Annotated in this window: 18 protein-coding genes; 13 read left to right on the top strand and 5 right to left on the bottom strand. The window is 48.1% G+C overall.

The annotated features are described in order from the left end of the window. Positions 1-76: 76 nt before the first annotated feature. From C1A02_RS04975 to C1A02_RS04965, 3 genes are read right to left on the bottom strand one after another with little or no spacing between them, the layout of a single operon-like run. On the bottom strand, positions 77-427 hold the full coding sequence (locus C1A02_RS04975; RefSeq protein WP_101697114.1) for a cupin domain-containing protein: 351 nt from the start codon (positions 425-427) through the stop codon (positions 77-79). An 8-nt stretch (positions 428-435) separates the two neighbouring features. Next, complete coding sequence (lsrK, locus tag C1A02_RS04970; RefSeq protein WP_101697113.1) at positions 436-2,028, bottom strand: autoinducer-2 kinase; 1,593 nt, start codon at positions 2,026-2,028, stop codon at positions 436-438. A gap of 40 nt (positions 2,029-2,068) precedes the next feature. After that, positions 2,069-3,010 carry a sugar-binding transcriptional regulator gene (locus C1A02_RS04965; RefSeq protein WP_101697112.1) on the bottom strand — a complete coding sequence of 314 codons (942 nt, stop codon included), beginning with the start codon at positions 3,008-3,010 and terminating at the stop codon, positions 2,069-2,071. Positions 3,011-3,495: 485 nt separating this feature from the next. Here C1A02_RS04965 and C1A02_RS04960 point away from each other — a divergent pair, with 485 nt between their 5' ends. The 6 genes from C1A02_RS04960 (at position 3,496) to C1A02_RS04935 (ending at position 9,611) form a co-directional block, all read left to right on the top strand. Continuing rightward, a complete protein-coding gene (locus C1A02_RS04960; protein WP_101697111.1) occupies positions 3,496-5,037 on the top strand; it encodes a sugar ABC transporter ATP-binding protein in 1,542 nt (513 codons plus the stop codon). Further along, positions 5,034-6,059 carry an ABC transporter permease gene (locus tag C1A02_RS04955; RefSeq protein WP_101697110.1) on the top strand — a complete coding sequence of 342 codons (1,026 nt, stop codon included), beginning with the start codon at positions 5,034-5,036 and terminating at the stop codon, positions 6,057-6,059. The genes C1A02_RS04960 and C1A02_RS04955 overlap by 4 nt, the downstream gene beginning before the upstream one ends. Further along, the gene (locus C1A02_RS04950; RefSeq protein ID WP_101697109.1) at positions 6,056-7,090 is read left to right on the top strand and encodes an ABC transporter permease; all 1,035 of its coding nucleotides are present in this window, start codon (positions 6,056-6,058) and stop codon (positions 7,088-7,090) included. The genes C1A02_RS04955 and C1A02_RS04950 overlap by 4 nt, the downstream gene beginning before the upstream one ends. A gap of 78 nt (positions 7,091-7,168) precedes the next feature. Next, a complete protein-coding gene (locus C1A02_RS04945) occupies positions 7,169-8,278 on the top strand; it encodes a substrate-binding domain-containing protein (protein WP_101697108.1) in 1,110 nt (369 codons plus the stop codon). An 86-nt stretch (positions 8,279-8,364) separates the two neighbouring features. Next, positions 8,365-9,246 carry a 3-hydroxy-5-phosphonooxypentane-2,4-dione thiolase gene (gene lsrF / locus C1A02_RS04940; RefSeq protein ID WP_101697107.1) on the top strand — a complete coding sequence of 294 codons (882 nt, stop codon included), beginning with the start codon at positions 8,365-8,367 and terminating at the stop codon, positions 9,244-9,246. 128 nt (positions 9,247-9,374) lie between these two features. Next, on the top strand, positions 9,375-9,611 hold the full coding sequence (locus C1A02_RS04935; RefSeq protein ID WP_101697106.1) for a hypothetical protein: 237 nt from the start codon (positions 9,375-9,377) through the stop codon (positions 9,609-9,611). 352 nt (positions 9,612-9,963) lie between these two features. Here the strand turns inward: C1A02_RS04935 and rsiV are convergent, their stop codons facing one another. Next, positions 9,964-10,881: an anti-sigma-V factor RsiV gene (gene rsiV, locus C1A02_RS04930; RefSeq protein WP_101697105.1), complete on the bottom strand. Its 918-nt coding sequence runs from the start codon at positions 10,879-10,881 to the stop codon at positions 9,964-9,966. 13 nt (positions 10,882-10,894) lie between these two features. After that, positions 10,895-11,386: an RNA polymerase sigma factor SigV gene (sigV, locus tag C1A02_RS04925; protein ID WP_101697104.1), complete on the bottom strand. Its 492-nt coding sequence runs from the start codon at positions 11,384-11,386 to the stop codon at positions 10,895-10,897. Between the two features lie 433 nt (positions 11,387-11,819). Here sigV and C1A02_RS04920 point away from each other — a divergent pair, with 433 nt between their 5' ends. The 7 genes from C1A02_RS04920 (at position 11,820) to C1A02_RS04890 (ending at position 17,598) form a co-directional block, all read left to right on the top strand. Further along, positions 11,820-12,245: a metal-dependent transcriptional regulator gene (locus C1A02_RS04920; protein ID WP_101697103.1), complete on the top strand. Its 426-nt coding sequence runs from the start codon at positions 11,820-11,822 to the stop codon at positions 12,243-12,245. Between the two features lie 4 nt (positions 12,246-12,249). Next, entirely contained in the window at positions 12,250-13,053 is an 804-nt protein-coding gene (gene pdaA, locus C1A02_RS04915; RefSeq protein WP_101697102.1) for a delta-lactam-biosynthetic de-N-acetylase, read from the top strand. Further along, positions 13,053-13,283, top strand: coding sequence for a hypothetical protein (locus tag C1A02_RS04910; protein WP_101697101.1), 231 nt, complete (start codon positions 13,053-13,055; stop codon positions 13,281-13,283). The genes pdaA and C1A02_RS04910 overlap by 1 nt, the downstream gene beginning before the upstream one ends. Before the next feature lie 115 nt (positions 13,284-13,398). Beyond that, positions 13,399-14,064, top strand: coding sequence for a tRNA (guanosine(46)-N7)-methyltransferase TrmB (gene trmB, locus C1A02_RS04905; protein ID WP_101697484.1), 666 nt, complete (start codon positions 13,399-13,401; stop codon positions 14,062-14,064). A gap of 375 nt (positions 14,065-14,439) precedes the next feature. Further along, positions 14,440-15,615, top strand: coding sequence for an ABC transporter substrate-binding protein (locus C1A02_RS04900; protein ID WP_101697100.1), 1,176 nt, complete (start codon positions 14,440-14,442; stop codon positions 15,613-15,615). An 82-nt stretch (positions 15,616-15,697) separates the two neighbouring features. After that, complete coding sequence (locus C1A02_RS04895; RefSeq protein ID WP_101697099.1) at positions 15,698-16,579, top strand: branched-chain amino acid ABC transporter permease; 882 nt, start codon at positions 15,698-15,700, stop codon at positions 16,577-16,579. A 17-nt stretch (positions 16,580-16,596) separates the two neighbouring features. Next, on the top strand, positions 16,597-17,598 hold the full coding sequence (locus tag C1A02_RS04890; protein WP_101697098.1) for a branched-chain amino acid ABC transporter permease: 1,002 nt from the start codon (positions 16,597-16,599) through the stop codon (positions 17,596-17,598).

Raw genomic sequence — 17,598 nt, 5'->3', positions numbered from 1 at the left:
ACCGGGACCAGCCAGCAGCTGTTCCCGGTCTTTCTTTTTATGCTCATGAAGATATGTTAAGGGCTTTATTGATACATTAATAGCTGTAATTGTCTATTTCTACCTTGTCGACGTCTTGATAAGGAGCCAAAGTAGAAACCATTTTCACCGGTTTATCGTAATTGTTGATACAGTAATGGACTTCATGGGGTTCAATATGGATAAATTGGCCGGGGGTTAAATGATGCACGACGCCGTCCACCACGATGTCGATTTCCCCTTCTATAATATAGAAGTTTTCTTCCATCACATTGTGAAAATGCGCTTTAAAATCCTGTCCGGGCTGAAACTGAACCAAGGCGAAATTCATACGCGGGCCTTTCATCAGGTACTTGGGGCCATTGTCTCCAAAACGGTACTCATGATCCTTTTCATCTGTAATAAACATATGCCATCCTATCCTTTCCTCAATTGATTGGTAGCCGATACGCCGGGGGCGCTCCACATCGGCTTCGTCAGTTTTTGGCTGCACAATTCCAGCTGTGCTCCATAGACCTTGCGCCAGATTTCATACATTTGCGAGTAAAGGGTATGGTTTTCTGGGTTGGGCCGGTATTGGCAATCCCATTTGACCAGTTTTTGTGCGGCCTGTGCGGCGTCGCTGTAAATTCCCACGCCAACCCCTGCCAAGATTGCCGCACCCAGTGCCGTCGCTTCTTTTACCACCGGAACCCGCACCGGCAGGCCCAAAACATCAGAAAGAATTTGACACCACAAAGGGCTTTTGGAGGCACCGCCCGCAAAAATAATTTCTTTCGGCATGTTGTGGGTGGATTCCCGTACCAAATCCAGATGCCCTTTTGTCACCAGAGCGGTGTTTTCTAAAATGGAGCGGTAAAAGGTATACCGGTTAAATTTTAAGGGATCCAAATCAAAATTAGTGAAGGTGGGGGCTGCGTGTTTCCAATGGATGTAGTTCATAACGTCTGAAAAGGCACACATCATGCCATAGCAGCCTGCGGGAACCTGCGCCGCCTTTTGATCCATTAAATAATAGGGATCCTGGCCGGATTCTTCGCCCTCTCTTTTTTCCAGTTCACAGAATCCGTCGCGGAACCAGCGCATCACCAGTCCGGGCTTAAAAGCCAAGGCCTCATACTGCCAAACACCGGGAATGGCGTGGCAATTTACCCTGACACGGCACTGGGGATCGGTTTGACCGCTGGCGGTGTTAAATTCATATTGCCAAAAGCTTCCGCCGAATACTGCGGCCTGGCCGGGGCTGACAACCCCCACGCCGATGCAGCCCAGCTGGGCATCGCCGCCGCCGGACACCACCGGAATCCCCGAAATTAGCCCGGTTTGTGCTGCCGCGGACTCACTGACAGACCCCACAATGCTGCCGCATTCTGTGATGGCGGGGAAGATATCGGTGCGCAGTCCGCACTTCTTTGCAATTTCCGGGTTCCAGTTCCGGTTCTGCAAATTAAATATGCCGGTGGTGGAACCGTTGCTGGGCTCTACCGCTAAAATGCCGGTCAGCTTATCAATCAGCCAGTCGTTGAACATCCCCACTGCGGCGGTTTTTTCGTACAGTTCCGGCATTTTGTTTTTCAGCCACATCAGGCGGGGGAGGGCACTCAGGGCATAGGTTTGCCCCGATTCCAAATAAAGCTCTTTTTCCAGTTCCGGGTTGCGTTCAATGAGTTCCACCACTTCGTCGTCGCTGCGGGCATCCACGTTGGCGCAGGCCCAAATTTCCTGCCCTGTGTCATCGTATAGCACAATTCCTTCCCGCATACAGGTGGTAGAAATCGCCGCCAAATCACGCGGGCAAATTCCGGTTTTCTCCAGTACGCCCCGAATACAGCCCGCGGCCAGATTCCAGTTGTGAACCCAGTCGAAATCCATGCTGCCGGGGTAGCGGGGATCTTCTTTGTGATCCCACTCCTGTTGCACATAGCCAATTTGGTTTCCTTCCAAATCAAACAGAACAGCTCTTACGCTGCCGGTTCCGGCATCTACCGCCATCAAATAGTTCCGCGACATTTTTGATTGCCTCCCGTCTGAAATTTCATTCTGAAGGTTCTTAATTGCCGGAATAGAATTCGTCTGAATGGTTGCTGTCGATGAGTGCGCGTGCGGTTTCTTCGTCAGTGATTAAGGTGTCAAGGTATTTCCCTCGCAAAGCTGCGCGGATTGCTTCCACTTTTGTGGGGCCTGCCGCCACGCCCACCACGTTATCCAGCTGTCGAAGCGTGTCAAGGGGAGTGCTGATCAGACGATCCTCAATTCCGGTGTGAACCAGATTGCCTTCTTTGTCAAAAAAATGACTCAGGACATCGCCGACGGCACCGCGCATGGACAAATAGAAAAAATCATTTTTGCTGACGATGCCGTTTTTTAAGATGGTTGCGTTATCGCTCATGCCGCCGATTCCCACCAAAGTCAAAGAAGCCAGTTTTACCATGCGCATGATTTCGGTGACGGAAGGCTCCTGCATCATGGCCTTCACCATTTCGGGGGAAGACACCAGCAGGGGCGCGGGCAGCAGATGCAGCTTGGCGTTAAAAATATGGGATTGCGCATTGGGAAGATAATAGTTGACCCCACCGGTAAGAGATACCACTGAAACCGGGAATTCGCTGAGGGTGGCCAGATGATTGAGCACTCGGCTCAGGGTGTCGCCGTACCCCATATTAATAAAGGAATTCGGTGAAATTCGGTCGCTCAGATACATCGAAGCTGCCTGTGCGATGGTTTTGTTTACGTCTTCGGTGTCGGGCGGGGTGGGAACCACAAAGGTGTCCTTCAGCCCCCAGGTTTCAGAAAGCTGGCGCTCCAGCTCCATTCGGTGCACTTTGTCGGGGTGGATTTTAAACTGAATAACGCCATCCTGTCTGGCTTTTTCCAAAAGCTTAATCACCCGCATGCGCGAAATACCGAGCCGTTCCGAAATTTTTTGTTGGGTCATGTTTTCCACATAATAATACCAGGCCGTTTTTACGACCAGAGTTTGTTCGTAATTCACAGGGCACCTCCAAAGATATGTTTCGGTAATATCATACCATTCCCGGCAGGGGGAGAGTCAAGTGCTGCTCCCCCTGGGAGGAAATCCGGAATGAAAATAAATTGGGGAAAGCATTTTTTGTTTTGATACAAAAGTTATATATAGTTTATTTTGTTTTCGATTTAAAGTATATCAGCATTCCCTTTTACTGTCAATTGCTATTTTTCACCCCAATTGAAACCTTCTTTTATCTTTAGCACTTAGAGTGGAGTTTGATTATTTTTAGACCTTATCAATATAATTTTTAAATAAATTTCAAAAATTAAAAGAAAATTGCTCTAATAATTTTCGCTGAGCAGGGCAAGAAAGCGTTGACAATGTTTGGGAATTATCGTATGATAAAAACACAAATAATAATTTCGAGTCGAAACAATTGTTTCGGTTTTGCAATTCTGCAAAACAGCCGTAGACCACAAAGCAAAATTCTGGTGTATGGAGGGGGAAAAATGACTCAGTCCCAAACAGAACGTTCCGGCCAGGCGCTTTTAAGCGTGCGGGGAATCCACAAAATGTTCAGCCTGAATCATGTGCTAAAGGGCATTGATCTGGATGTCAGCGGCGGGGAAGTGCTGGCACTGATTGGCGGAAACGGAGCGGGAAAAAGCACCTTAATGAAAATAATCATGGGAATTCACCAGCCGGATGAGGGTGAGATTCTGATACACGGCCAAAAGGTGGCGTTGACAAAGCCTTCGGTGGCGCTGTCACACGGTATTTATATGGTTCCGCAGGAGCCGATGCTGTTCCCCAATATGACGGTGGAAGAAAACATTCTGGTCGGTGTGGGGTTTGACGCGCCTGCTGCGGAACTTCGCCGCCGCCTGATTCAGCTGATGGATGAAATCGGCTGGCGATTGGATTTAACGCGGAAGGCCAACAGCCTTTCCATTGCCGAACAGCAGCTGGTCGAAATTCTGCGTGGGCTGCTTCGCAACGCCAAGCTTTTGATTTTTGATGAACCCACCAGCGCTTTGACCTTTGATGAAGTGAAAAGTCTGTTCCAGTGCATTGCGGATCTGAAATCCAAAGGAATCGGAATGATATACATAACACACCGCTTGACCGAGGTGTTTGAAATTGCCACCCATGTTTCTATTATGCGGGACGGGATTATTACTTTGCGGGGCCCCATCGGGGATTTTACCCGTGAGATGTTGGTTCGGGGCCTTTTGCCGCCCAATATGGAGCATGAGGAAATCAAAGAGGTTTCCCGCGGGGGCAATGTGGATTATGAAAACGCCAAGCCTGTTTTTGAACTTATTGATTATTCCGGATATGGATTCCGGGATATTCGTTTCAAAATCTATCCCGGTGAAATTCTGGGGGTAGCAGGAGTGGTGGGCGCCGGGCGCACTGAGCTTGCCACCACCATTTTTGGCAGGGATAAGGTGCTGGGCGGAAAAGCGCTTTTGGATGGAAAGGACATTACGGGTCTTTCCACCAAAAAAGTATTGGAGGCTGGTGTCAACTATGTTCCGGAAGACCGACATCTAAACGGTTTGTTTAAAATCAGCGATGTGGCCACCAACACCACCTCGGCCATTTTGTCCCGCATGATGATGGGCAAAGTTTTTTTAAATAAAAAAATGGAGCAGGAGCTGACGCAAGAGTATATTGAGAACTTTCGCATTAAGGTGACGGGGCAGGGGCAGCTGACGGGAAGTCTTTCCGGCGGCAACCAGCAGAAAATTGTCATCGCCCGATCTCTTTCCACAAAGCCCCGGCTGGTGATTCTTGACGAGCCGACTCGGGGAATCGATGCCGTCGCACGTGGAGAGGTTTACTCCATCATTCACCAGCTAAAAGAAGAAGGGGTTGCGGTGATGCTGATTTCTTCGGATATGGAAGAAATCGTGGAGCTGTCTGACCGGGCGGTAACCGTATATCAGGGGCGTATTAACCGGGAATTTTCCAAAGAGGAAATCAATCAGGATAACCTGATGGCCGCCGCCTTTGACGTAATTGCGAAAGAGCAGGTGGTTTCATGACGTTGCTGAAAAAAATCGGCAAGGCGCGGGAACTGAGCAGCCTTTGCTTTTTGATATTATTGTTTGGTTTTGTGGGAATGGTGAATCGAGATTTTCTTGCCCCCACCAGTCTGCTCAATTGCTTTAATGACAGCGTGGTGTTCACCATGCTGGCGGTGGGAATCGCTTTTGTGATTCTGACAGGTGAAATCGATGTTTCCATTGGTGCCACTTTGGGCCTTTGTGCCGCGGTGTCTTCTACCATACTGCGTGACGGCGGCAGCTGGATTGCTGCTGTTCTGGCGGGGATGCTGGTGGGTGCGGCCGTGGGGCTTTTCAATGGGTTCGGCATAGCCTGGCTGGGAATTCCTTCTTTGATTTTTACACTGGGAACCAATGGACTGGTTCGCGGATTGGTTTATGTATATACCGGAGGAGCATGGATTGAAAATCTGCCGCCGGGTTTTACCCGAATGGCCAATGTCAGGCTGGCCGGGGATTTGACTATCTTTTATGCCGTCGTTCTGCTTTTGGTAATTGCCGCCCATGTTGTGCTGACCCGTACCCGGCGGGGTAAGTATTTTATTACAGTTGGCGATAATCCGGCGGGTGCCACTTTGGTGGGGATCCCCACTGCCAGAACAAAGATAATTGCTTATGTATTATGTGGCCTGTTTGCTGCTGTGGCAGGAATTTTATATTCTGCCCGAATCGGTTTTATCACCCCCACTGCAGGAAACGGCTATGAGATGAAGGCCATCGCCGCTTGTGTTTTGGGCGGAATCAGCCTTTCCGGTGGGTTGGGCAGCTTGATTGGCGCTTCCATCGGTGCGGTGATTATGTCCTCTATCAGCCGTATTTTGGTTTTTCTTGGATTTTCTTCCGATTACGATAACACCATTACCGGCATCCTTTTGATTGTAATCGTAGTGATTGACGCGGTGGCGCAGAACCGTGCCGCAGTCAAAACCCGGCGTGCTCGTCTGGACTCCCGTTTCGGTCCGCCGCCGGAGGAATCTGTGGAAAGGAGCGCTGCGTCATGAAACATCTTCGTTCCTCAAATGGTTTAGAAAAACTGAAACGGTGGGAATTTGTCCTTCTGGCGATTCTATTGTTAGAGTTCGTGATTTTCGGCGCCAAAAATCCCAAATTTCTGATGCCAAATGTGCTTTTGGGCAGTATCAATGATATTATTTCCATCTGCATCATTTCGCTGTTTGTCACCTTTGTAATGATTACGGGCGGCATTGACATTCAGGTGGCTTCCATCGTGGGGCTGACTTCGATTGTCATCGGCGTCACCTGGCAGGATGCTGGCCTGAATATCTGGGCGGCCTGTCTGGTGGCTGTGTTGGTTGCTTCTCTGTGCGGAGCACTGTCCGGATTCTTTGTGGCCTATTGCGGCGTGCAGCCCATGGTGGTGACTTTGGGCGGAAGCTTTTTATACAGCGGCATCGCGCTTTTGGTGTCAAAGCTTTCTGCCACCCAAAGCTATAAGGGAATCAGCGGGTTCCCAGAAAGCTTTTTGCAGATTGCTTCCTTTAAGCTGTTTGGCGTGATTCCCAGTCAGGTGCTGATTTTTGCTGGACTTACGGTGATTGCCTACTTTTTGCTGCACCGCTCCAAATACGGGCGCAAGGTGTTTTTAATTGGTGTCAATCCCCGGGCCGCAGAGTTTTCCGGCATTAACAGCCGGTTGGTTATTTTAAGTACTTATGTGCTTTCTGCCGCCAGTGCCGCCATTGCGGGAATTGTGCTGACTTCATATTTGGGTACGGCGAAAAGCGATATCGGCATGACCTTTACCTTGCCCATCATCACTGCGGTGGTGTTGGGGGGGACTCTGAGCAGCGGCGGAAAGGGAAGTGTAATCGGCACGGCGCTGGCCGCACTGGTTATTGGGATTCTGCGCTTCGGCCTGCCGCTCAGCTTTAAAATCAACACTCAGTATCTGGATATCCCGGTGGGGCTGATGCTTCTTTTGGTGGTGATTGGGCGCTCCCTTTCTTCTAATCCGCGCGTGATCAAACTGTTTGCGGGGAAATTCCCGCGTCTGATGGGCATGAAAAACTAAATGAACGGAATCTTCCTGATTTTCAGTACGCTCTGGCGTAATAAGCCATGCAAATAAAAAATTTAGGAGGCTCTTTTTATGAAAAAGGTATTTGCACTTGTCCTTGCAGCGGCAATGTCTCTTTCTGTGGCAGGCTGTGGGGGCAGCACCGACACACCGGCATCTTCCGGCGGATCTGAAACGGCGGCTCCCGGCAGCGTAGCAGGAAAAACAGTTGTATTTATTCCAAAGCTGACCGGAAACGCCTTCTTTGAGTCCGCTAACGCCGGCGCACAAAAACATGCCGCAGACTGGGGCTTTACCGTCAGTTACCAGGGCAGTCCCAACGCCGCTGTGGCGGATCAGGTTCAGGTGATCAACAACGCAATTGCCAACGGTGTGGACGCCATCTGCATTTCTTCCGTTGATGCAACCGGTCTGGATTCTGCGCTGAAAAAGGCCACAGACGCCGGAATTACCGTTGCCACATGGGACTCCGACGTATCCTCTGATGCCCGCACCTTGATGGTTTCTCAGGGAACCCCTGATATTCTGGGCAAGATGCTGGTGGATATGGGCGCGGATTCCCTGACCAAGAGAGGCAAAGATATTCAGAAAGACACTATCAAATATGCATGGCACTATTCTCAGGCCACCGTTGCCGACCAGAACTCCTGGCAGGTAGCAGGCGAAGCTTATATTAAAGAGAACTTCCCCAATTGGGAAAACGTCGCTTCCAGTAACTATTATTCCGAACAGGATGCAGAAAAAGCGGTCTCAGTCGGCTCTTCCATTCTGGAAGCCCACAAAGACATTGACTTGATTATCTGCAATGATTCCACTGCTCTGCCCGGCCAGCTGAAGGCCGCCCAGAACAAAGGTCTGACCAAAGATGATGTCAGCATTACTGGGTTTGCTTCGCCCAACTCCATCCGCGAATACTGCAAAGCCAATGTGATTGAGCAGTGGGGCCTGTGGGATTGTGGAATTCAGGGCGCAATGGGCTGCTATTTGGCCGCTTATGTGTCTGCGGGCAACACCGTAAAGGTGGGCGACAAGATTGATATCCCCAACATCGGCACGGTAGAGGTCATGTCCAACGACAGTCTGGTGGAAGGTGCTGTTACAGGCGAAGCCAATAACGGCGTGGTTCTGCTGCCGGAGCGCGTGGTCTTTACCATCAATAACGTAGACGATTACAATTTCTAACATCCCCGGGAATGATTCTTGACCCGGCGGAATACGAAAGCAGCAAAGAAACCCAGGACTTTTATGGATAAAGGAGAACAATGATTATGGCTGACAAAGACGGATTAAAAGTAGCGAAGGATTATCGGGTAGAGGTGCCTTTTGCCAATCAAGGCGATTTTCATGTGAAAGGCTCGAATCATTTGGATTGGGGAATGAAAAAACATCTATCCAACATATTTGACCCCAAGAGCGGAAACACCGTGATGTTCGCCTTTGACCACGGCTATTTCATGGGTTCCACCGCCGGTTTGGAACGTTTGGATTTGCTCATTCCCCAGCTGTTACCCCATGTGGATGTGCTGATGGGCACACGGGGGGCGTTGCGCACTTGTGTTTCCCCGGATTGCCGCAAGGCAATTGCACTGCGCACCAGTTCCGGTTCTTCCATGCTGAACGACGATCTTTCCCATGAGGTCATCGCAGTGGACATCGAGGATGCTATTCGGATGAATGCAGACTGCATGGCAGTTCAGACTTTTGTTGGGGCAGACGGACAGCTTTCCAGTCTGGATAATCTGTCTCGCAGCATCAATGCCGGTTTGCGGTACAGCATACCCACCATGGGGGTTATTGCCGTGGGCAAACAAATGGAGCGGACCGACCGCTTCTTTAAGCTGGCCACTCGTCTGGTGGCCGAGTTGGGCGCAAATATTATCAAAACCTATTATTGTGAAAATTTTGAAGAAGTCGTGTCGGCTTGCCCGGTGCCTATTGTTGTGGCAGGCGGCAAAAAACTGCCGGAAGACGAGGCGCTGACGCTGGCGTACCGCTCTATCAGTGAGGGTGCCCGTGGCCTTGATATGGGCCGCAATATTTTCCAAAGCGAACATCCCGCCGCAATGGCAGAAGCCATCCGCAAGATTGTGCACGAAGGATTCAACGACAGGGAAGCCTATGAATTCTATCAGGATGCCTGCCATCGGTAAACAGACGATATCTTCTGGCGTTTGCACTTTAATGCGCAAAGCAGAGGATCGAATGGATACCCCTTATCCTGCCGGATAGGGGGTATCAGTTTTCCGGATAAAAAGCCAAGAGAAAACGGGGTGACAATATGGTTCAAAAGAAAACGTTCAGCACCATAGAAGAGCTGCAAAAACTTCAGTATTTTGCCACCAGATGTGAGGATGATGTGGGGCTTCATTCTTTGGATGGTACGATTATGGTGGATGCAAAAAGTTACATTGGTATGTATGCTCTGAATTTCGCAGAACCGATTTTGGTGGTCAGCGAGTCCAAAGAGTTTTTTGAGATGATTCGGGACATTGGAACCACGGAAACATTTCCATAATTATAAAATAATTGGGCAGAGAGTAATAGAAAAAAGGCTGTTTTCCATTCATAAAAGAAAAGAGCATCTGAGGGCAATGTTTGTCCACAGATGCTCTTTTAAATTTTAAACCGAATTCTCGGCTTTTGTGGAAAACCTCTTTCGTAAAAAGAGGGAGCGGAACACGGGAATCCCGTGTTCCGCTCCTGTGATGCGCACATGCAAGCTGTAAAATCCGGCCTGTTTTTTAAAAAATAGAGAGTCCATAGAGCGCCCAAAGTCAATCCGGATTTTCTATGATAGTAATTTCAGGGGGGATCCTGATTTGTAAAAAACGGCGTCTCTTTCAGCTTGCCCATACACCCTTTGCGCTTTACTGAATGTAATCGCTGCCCACCAAAAGATTCTGAATGGCTTCTGTGGGGATTACAAATTCCGAGATTCCCATATATCCGGGTGCAACTTCATATTTGTCAAAGGAAATAACCAGCTTGTGATCGGCATTGATATAGAAGTTCTGGTCGCGAGAAATGTTTTCAAACAGTTCGGTGCCGTCTTCCTGCTGAATTCCTTCCACCCAGTACATCTGCTCGGGATCGGCTTTGTGCTGGCTTACCATCTGCTGTTTAATGTTTTGGCTGATAGCTTCGATGTATTTATCATCTTTGAATAAGCTGGGAAGAGAAATCAAAATCTGATTCTGTTTATCAATGGTATCATATTTCATGGTAGTGGAAGACGAAGCGACTGTGTTTACTGTATAGCGGCCAATGGACAGGATTTGGTCGGTGTCTGTCTTGATTTCATATCCGCTGTCCACACCCAGGTGGCCGCCGCCGTTTTTCTTCTGGGCTTCCATTTCAGACTGGAACTGCTCATACAGTTTTTTGTTTTCTTCCAGATATTTTTGGTTCAGGCTGTTTTCCAAAGACTTATTATCCAGCCCCTCGATAGCGGGGGTTTTGATGTTTGCCTGGAAAGTATCGTCATCTACGGAATATTCCTGGAAAGTAAGCACTTTAATCACGCTGCCAACCACCGGAACTTTAGAAAGGGTGGCTGCAAATACCGGGCTGGCGTTGGCCCCAACCACCATCACAGCAAAGGCTGCTGCTACGGATGCTGCTGCGATTTTTGTTTTTTTGTAAGAGTGTTTCTTCTGGTTTTCTGTCTGGTTCATATGTGTTACCCCGCTTTCTTGTAATGCTTTTCTAACGATAAAATCCAGTTCCTCCGGAACGGGTGTGTTCATATATTCTTGTTTTAGTTCGTCCAAACGATGATTTTTCATGGATGTTCCCTCCTTACCCTTCATCGCTCATCTTTACGCGTAATCGATCTAAAGATTTATATAAATGGGTTTTTACAGTGCTGATATTTTGGTTCAGTACTTCAGCGATTTCCTCCAGCTTTAAGTCTTCAAAATACCGAAGTACCACTACAATGCGGTAGTCGTCTGGCAAACTGTCCAGGGCCCTGTACAGGTCAATATCCGGATAGTGGTCATTTTCTCCGGTGTCCTCAAGAAATAGAAGATCTTCATCCGCTACGGCTAGCCTTTTTTTCCGGCGGATCCAATCCAGCGAAGTGTTCACAACAATCTTATAAAACCACGGTTTGATGGACTTGGGGTTTTTCAGGGAATCTTTGGAAGAAATCGCCTTATAAATGGATTCCTGAACAATATCCAGCGCATCGTCTGCGTTTTTCACATAGCTGAACGCAAGCCGATAAATGCTGTTTTGATTCCCGATGGCATATTCCGCGATTTTATGTTCTACGTCGCATTCACTCATTGGCATGAACCGCTCCTTTCTTTTTTTGATACGTATCAATTTCGTGTCACATTAATATAGACGTGGCTTCGCCTATGAAAAGTTTTATCTTTTCCAATTTTTTAAAAATATTTTTCAAACAACTGGGTTTTTGGCTGTTTAAAGAAATGAATTGGGGGATTTGCCTTTCAGTCGGGGCTATCTGAACCCCAAACACTTTAGGTGAATTCTAAGGAATACCAGATTTGCTGCTCTGCCAACACATCTGGTATTCTCATCCCTTTTGCTTTGCATTATTTCATTTCAGCGAATTCCCCAGCGCTTTTCTGTTTTCAGAAATCCCCTAAAAAGAAGAAATAACTTTCGGGAAAGAGCGGCTTCAATCATAAACCGAAGAAGGCGCTCATAAATTAATAGAAGGTTCCCCCAAGAACCTGTTAGGGGAGATGATAGAATGAGCGGCCAGGAATTCCGAACGCTAAAGGGGTATCAGCTCAAAAACAATAAAGCGGTTACGGAAGCGATGGAGGATTACCTGGAGATGATTTACCGTATGCTTATGACCCAAGGGGACGTACGGATTGGTAATTTGGCAGAGCGGCTGAACGTAAAACCATCCAGTTGTTCCGAAATGGTGGGCAATCTTAAGGGAATGGGATTGGTGGAATATGAAAAATATGGGATTGTCCAGTTGACGCCGGAAGGCGAACGGTTGGGCAAATACCTATTATACCGTCATAAAGTATTGCATGAATTCTTATGTTTTGTAAACCAGACAGAAAATGAGCTGGAGCAGACAGAGCAGCTAGAGCACTATGTTCAGAAACGAACTGTTGAAAATTTAGAGCGTTTGCTGCGCCAATGGAATCAGGGAGGGTAAGTCGATGTTTGTGATTTTGCGAAAAAGGCATATAGTCGGAGTTTTAATGTGCTGTCTGCTGCTGATAGGGGGGCCGATAGCTTACCGCACCGCTGCCGGCCGGGCGGTGGAAACCGGCGGCGCGGTGAACTGGGGCCTTAGCTTTCAGGGGGAAAAAGGGAATACCCCGGTGGTGGATGCCAGCGATGATGAGCTAAAACCATATAATGCGTATTACATAGGGGATACCCAGCAGCAGAAAATCTATTTGACCTTTGACTGCGGATATGAAAACGGCTATACTTCGTCCATTTTGGACACATTAAAAAAGCAAGAGGTCAAGGCTGCTTTCTTCGTGGTGGGGCATTATATCAACAGCAGTCCGGATCTGGTCAAACGTATGAATGACGAAGGGCATATTGTGGGCAACCACACCTTTAACCATCCGGACATGGCCAAGATACAGGATAAGGCCTCTTTTGAAAAGGAAATCCAGTCACTGGAAGATGCTTACCAGACAGTTACCGGCCAGCCCATAAAGAAATTTTATCGCCCGCCCCAAGGAAAGTATAGTACCGAAAACCTGAAAATGGCCAACGAGATGGGATATAAGACCATATTCTGGAGCCTTGCTTATGTGGATTGGTATGTGGATAAACAGCCCAGCCATGACGAAGCAATGAAAAAGCTGACCAAGCGGGTGCATCCCGGGGCAGTCATTTTGCTGCACAGCACTTCTAAAACCAATGCCGAAATTCTGGATCAGCTGATTACCGAATGGAAGAACCAAGGTTATACCTTTGGCACTCTGGAGGAGCTGTGCTCCTGATGGAAGAGTTGCAAAGGAATATAAAACCTATTATACAGAAGAAAATGACTGTGTCTGCTGGAAGTTTTCGGCAGCTCAGGCGCCGTGCAAGCGTTTGGCTTGGCGGCGCTTTTTTCTATAGAAAAGAGAAAAGATGGCCAGAAGCAGAAAGCACCCATAAAAAACAAGGGGATATGTCCAAATCCATAGGAAATGCTTGCTTTTTCCCTCCCGGTGCATTACAATATTAAAGTTAATCGTCTTGGCCCGGATGCGGCGAAGGCATGCAGAAGAAAGGCCGCATCTCCATAGCGGGAGGTGCGGTTTCCTGTGAAGGGAGAGCGGCGGTGCCGCCAGGTGATAACCATGAGAATGAGGAAAAAGGCGTGGGCACGGCCGGAATTGGAACAGTGTCCGTATTTTATCAGCCAGCCTCAGGAGCAAAAAGGCAGGTGGCATGATTGGTTTGCAGAAAAACGTCCCATTCATTTGGAATTGGGCTGCGGCAAAGGCGTGTTTTTGTCCCAGCTGGCACCCCAACATCCAAAGGTTAACTATATCGGGATTGATCTTAGCCCGGACGTGCTGGGGGTTGCGCGCAGAAATATTGAAGCACGCTATCAGGAGCATGGACTTACCGTTAATAATATCGCTTTGATTGCCTATCAGATCGAAAACATCCTGAAAATAATGGATGAACAGGATCGGGTTGACCGAATTTATATTAATTTCTGTAATCCCTGGTCAAAGGGGAAGCACCATAAGCGGCGCTTGACGCATATCCGCCAGCTGGAGCTTTACAAGACCTTTTTGGCGGATGGGGGAGAAGTTCATTTTAAAACCGATGACAGTGATCTGTATCTGTCTACACTGAACTATTTTAGGGAAAGCGGCTTCCGGATTTTGCGGACAACCCGTGACCTGTATGCGGACAGGTGGCCCGAAAATGTGACCACCGAGCATGAACTGATGTTTACCGCCCAAGGAATTCCCATTAAAGCCATCGTTGCTAAATGGGAAAAACAGATGTGATTTTGCAGGTTTTTTTGAAATGACTTTCGTTTTCTGAACAGGAATTACAAAAAAGTTGGGGAAAGTTCAAGAAAATGAACGTCTATTTAGAACAGAACGAATTTTGCGTTCTATCAGTTGCAAACCATACCTGTTAGGAGTATAATTTGGAGAAAGAATTTTTCATACGGCAACAGCGGTGTAATGGCTGTTTAACGGCCATAAATTGATGGGATTTCCTTTTTTATTTTGAGATAAGAGAATCTGATTTACTTCAGTTTTGCCCAGCGATTGCCACTGAAACAGCAAGAAAATCGGACATGAGGGGGCCGTAGTGCTATATCATCGGCTTTGCCCGATCAGATATATTTTTACTATTATTTAGGAGGAAACACGATGAAACAGCGTATCTTAGCCGTTGCCATGGCTGCTGCCATGATGACAACTGCACTGACCGGCTGCGGCGAAAAACCGGCAGATAGCAGTACCCCCAATGCTACGGGAGCACAGGCGAACGAGATTGTTATTGGCGGTTTAGCGCCACTAACCGGCAGCGCCTCTATTTATGGAATAGCGGTAAATAATGCCATTGAACTAGCAGTTGAGCAGATTAATGCCAACGAAGGCGTGCTAGGCAAAAAAATCAGATACATCGACTATGATACCAAAAATGACTCCACAGAAGCGAAAAACTCGTATAATAAACTTGTACAAAACGATAAAGCGGTGGCCTTGATTGGCGATGTTACCTCCACCCCAACTTTGGCAGTTGCATCGGCCGCGGTAAAAAATGGAATTCCCATGATTACAGCTACCGGTACGGCGGAAGATATCACACTGTCCGGTGACAATGTGTTCCGCGCCTGCTTTACCGATCCGTTCCAAGGCGATTTGATGGCGAACTATGCGCACCAGAAGCTGGGCGCTAAAAAAGCTGCTATTATTTATAATATTGCTGATGATTATTCTGTCGGCTTGGCAGAAACCTTTGAAAGCACCGCCAAAGAACTTGGCATGGAGGTTGTGGCAATGGAAAGCTACACCACCAATGATGTGGACTTTAAATCGCAGTTGACCAAGATTGCTGCAAAAAGCCCCGACGTGTTCTTTGTTCCCGTTTATTATCAGGACGTGGCTCTGATTGCCGTACAGGCCAGACAGCTGGGTATTAAATCCACTTTGCTGGGCGGTGACGGATGGGACGGCGTACTGGAGCAGATTGGCGCAGATAATGCTTCTGCGGTAGAAAATGCGTTGTTCTGCAGCCAGTATTCTGCAGAAAGCGATGATTCTGCGTTGCAACAGTTCCTGAAAGATTACAAAGAGAAATATAATATGGAAGCAAATATGTTTTCTGTCTTGGGATATGACGCCCTGCACCTGATGGTACAGGCGATTGAAGAAGCTGGTTCCACGGATTCTGCTGCCGTTGTGGAAAAGCTGAAAAATATCAAGTATTCTGGCTTGACCGGTGAGGTTACGTTTGATGAAAACCGTAACCCAATTAAGGCGGCTGCCATTACTGCCATTGAAAGTGGCAATTATAAGTTCCAGGAATTTTATTCAAAATAAGTAAAAAACTCTGATATTCTGGCAAAAAGAGGGCGATTGCATCACCCTCTTTTTGCCATATTGAATCAAGGAAGGTGCGGTCATGGGGTTTATTTCACAGGTGATTAACGGCTTGGGGCTGGGAAGCATCTATGCATTGGTAGCGTTGGGCTACAGCATGGTGTATGGCATTGTTCAGCTCATTAACTTTGCGCACGGCGACATTATTATGGTGGGCGCCTATGCGGCGTTTCTACTACTGATCGTCGTGGGCGTTCCGCTATGGGCTGCGGTGCTGGGCTCGATTCTATTCTGCGTGTTTGCCGGTGTGTTCATTGAGCGCGTCGCGTACCGCCGTCTGATCAATATGAAAGCTCCCCGCATTTCTCTGCTAATTACAGCGATTGGCGTCAGTATTTTTCTGCAAAATCTGGCTCAGCTGCTGTTTACTTCCAGCGGAAAGACCATTCCCACCATGTTCGATTTTGGAACGTTACAGGCAGGTAGCCTTCAGGTTCCTTCCGGAAGTATCCTGAATATTGGCATTTCTGTTATTATGATGATCGGTTTGCGCTTTTTGGTAAATAAGACAAAAATCGGCAAGGCGATGCGTGCCACATCTGAGGATGCCGGCGCCGCAAAACTCATGGGCATTAATACCAATCATTCCATTGCGTTCACCTTTGGGGTGGGCTCTGGCTTGGCGGCTGTGGGTGCTATTCTATACTGCAACACCTATCCTATGATTACCCCCTATATGGGCGGTTTGCTGGGACTAAAGGCGTTTGTTGCGGCTGTTTTAGGCGGCATCGGCAGTATTCCCGGCGCAATGCTGGGCGGCTATGTGCTGGGGGTTGCAGAAAGCCTGACCAAAGGCTATATTTCCAGCAGCCTGACCGATGCAGTTGTGTTTGGAATTCTGATTCTGGTTCTGCTGATCCGTCCCGCGGGTCTGCTCGGCAAGAATATTCGTGAAAAGGTTTAAGGGGGCTAGGCAAAAACATGAAGCAAACAAAAAACAAAAAGATCGTTGTTTATTTTGTGATCCTGGCCTTAATTCTTGCTATTTTTGGAGCGGTTAAAGGATTGACCGGTGCGGGGATTATCAATGACTATTATTCCGGCATTTTGATTATGGTCTGCATCAACATCATTTTGGCGGTGAGCCTGAACTTGTCCACCGGCTTTCTTGGCCAATTGATTTTGGGCCATGCCGGGTTTATGTCTGTGGGCGCTTATGCTGCTGCTTTGCTTACTTTGCGTTCGGGCTTGCCCGAAACCGCTGTATTCCCGATGGCTTTGCTGGTGGGTGGCCTCACTGCTGCGCTGTTTGGCATGATTATCGGCATTCCTGCGCTGCGGCTCAAGGGTGACTATCTGGCTATTATTACGCTGGGATTCGGTGAGATTATTCGGGTTATTATTATTAACCTGAAATTTACCGGCGGTGCCCGCGGGCTAAGGGGAATTCCCGCGCTGACTAATTTTAATTGGGTTTATCTGCTGGCAGTACTTACCGTGGTGATTCTATTTGCCTTTATTCGTTCCCGTCATGGACGGGCGGTTATTTCTATCCGTGAGGATGAAATTGCGGCAGAAGCTTCTGGTATCAATACCACTTACTATAAACTTCTGGCCTTTGTGATGTCGGCTTTTTTTGCCGGAATCGCCGGTGCGTTGTATGCGCATCATATCGGCATTTTGGTTCCCACTAAGTTTGATTTCAACTATTCGGTGGAAATTTTGGTGATGGTGGTTCTGGGCGGCATGGGCTCTATTACCGGTTCTATCATTGCGGCTACGGTTCTCACTGTTTTGCCGGAAGCGTTGCGTGAGTTCGCCAGCTATCGCATGCTGATCTATTCCATGGTGCTAATTTGCGTGATGCTGTTCCGTCCTTCCGGGCTTTTGGGGCAGTATGAGTTTTCACTGACGAAACTGCTGGGGCGCAGTGGGAAAAAAGGAAAAAATGATTCCGCGGTAAGCGGAGAAAAGGGGGCGTGA

Origin of the sequence: Clostridium minihomine, assembly GCF_900240385.1 — a bacterium.
In the GTDB taxonomy this organism is placed as follows: domain Bacteria; phylum Bacillota; class Clostridia; order Oscillospirales; family Acutalibacteraceae; genus Faecalispora; species Faecalispora minihomine.
This window is presented reverse-complemented; position numbering and strand designations above follow the sequence as displayed.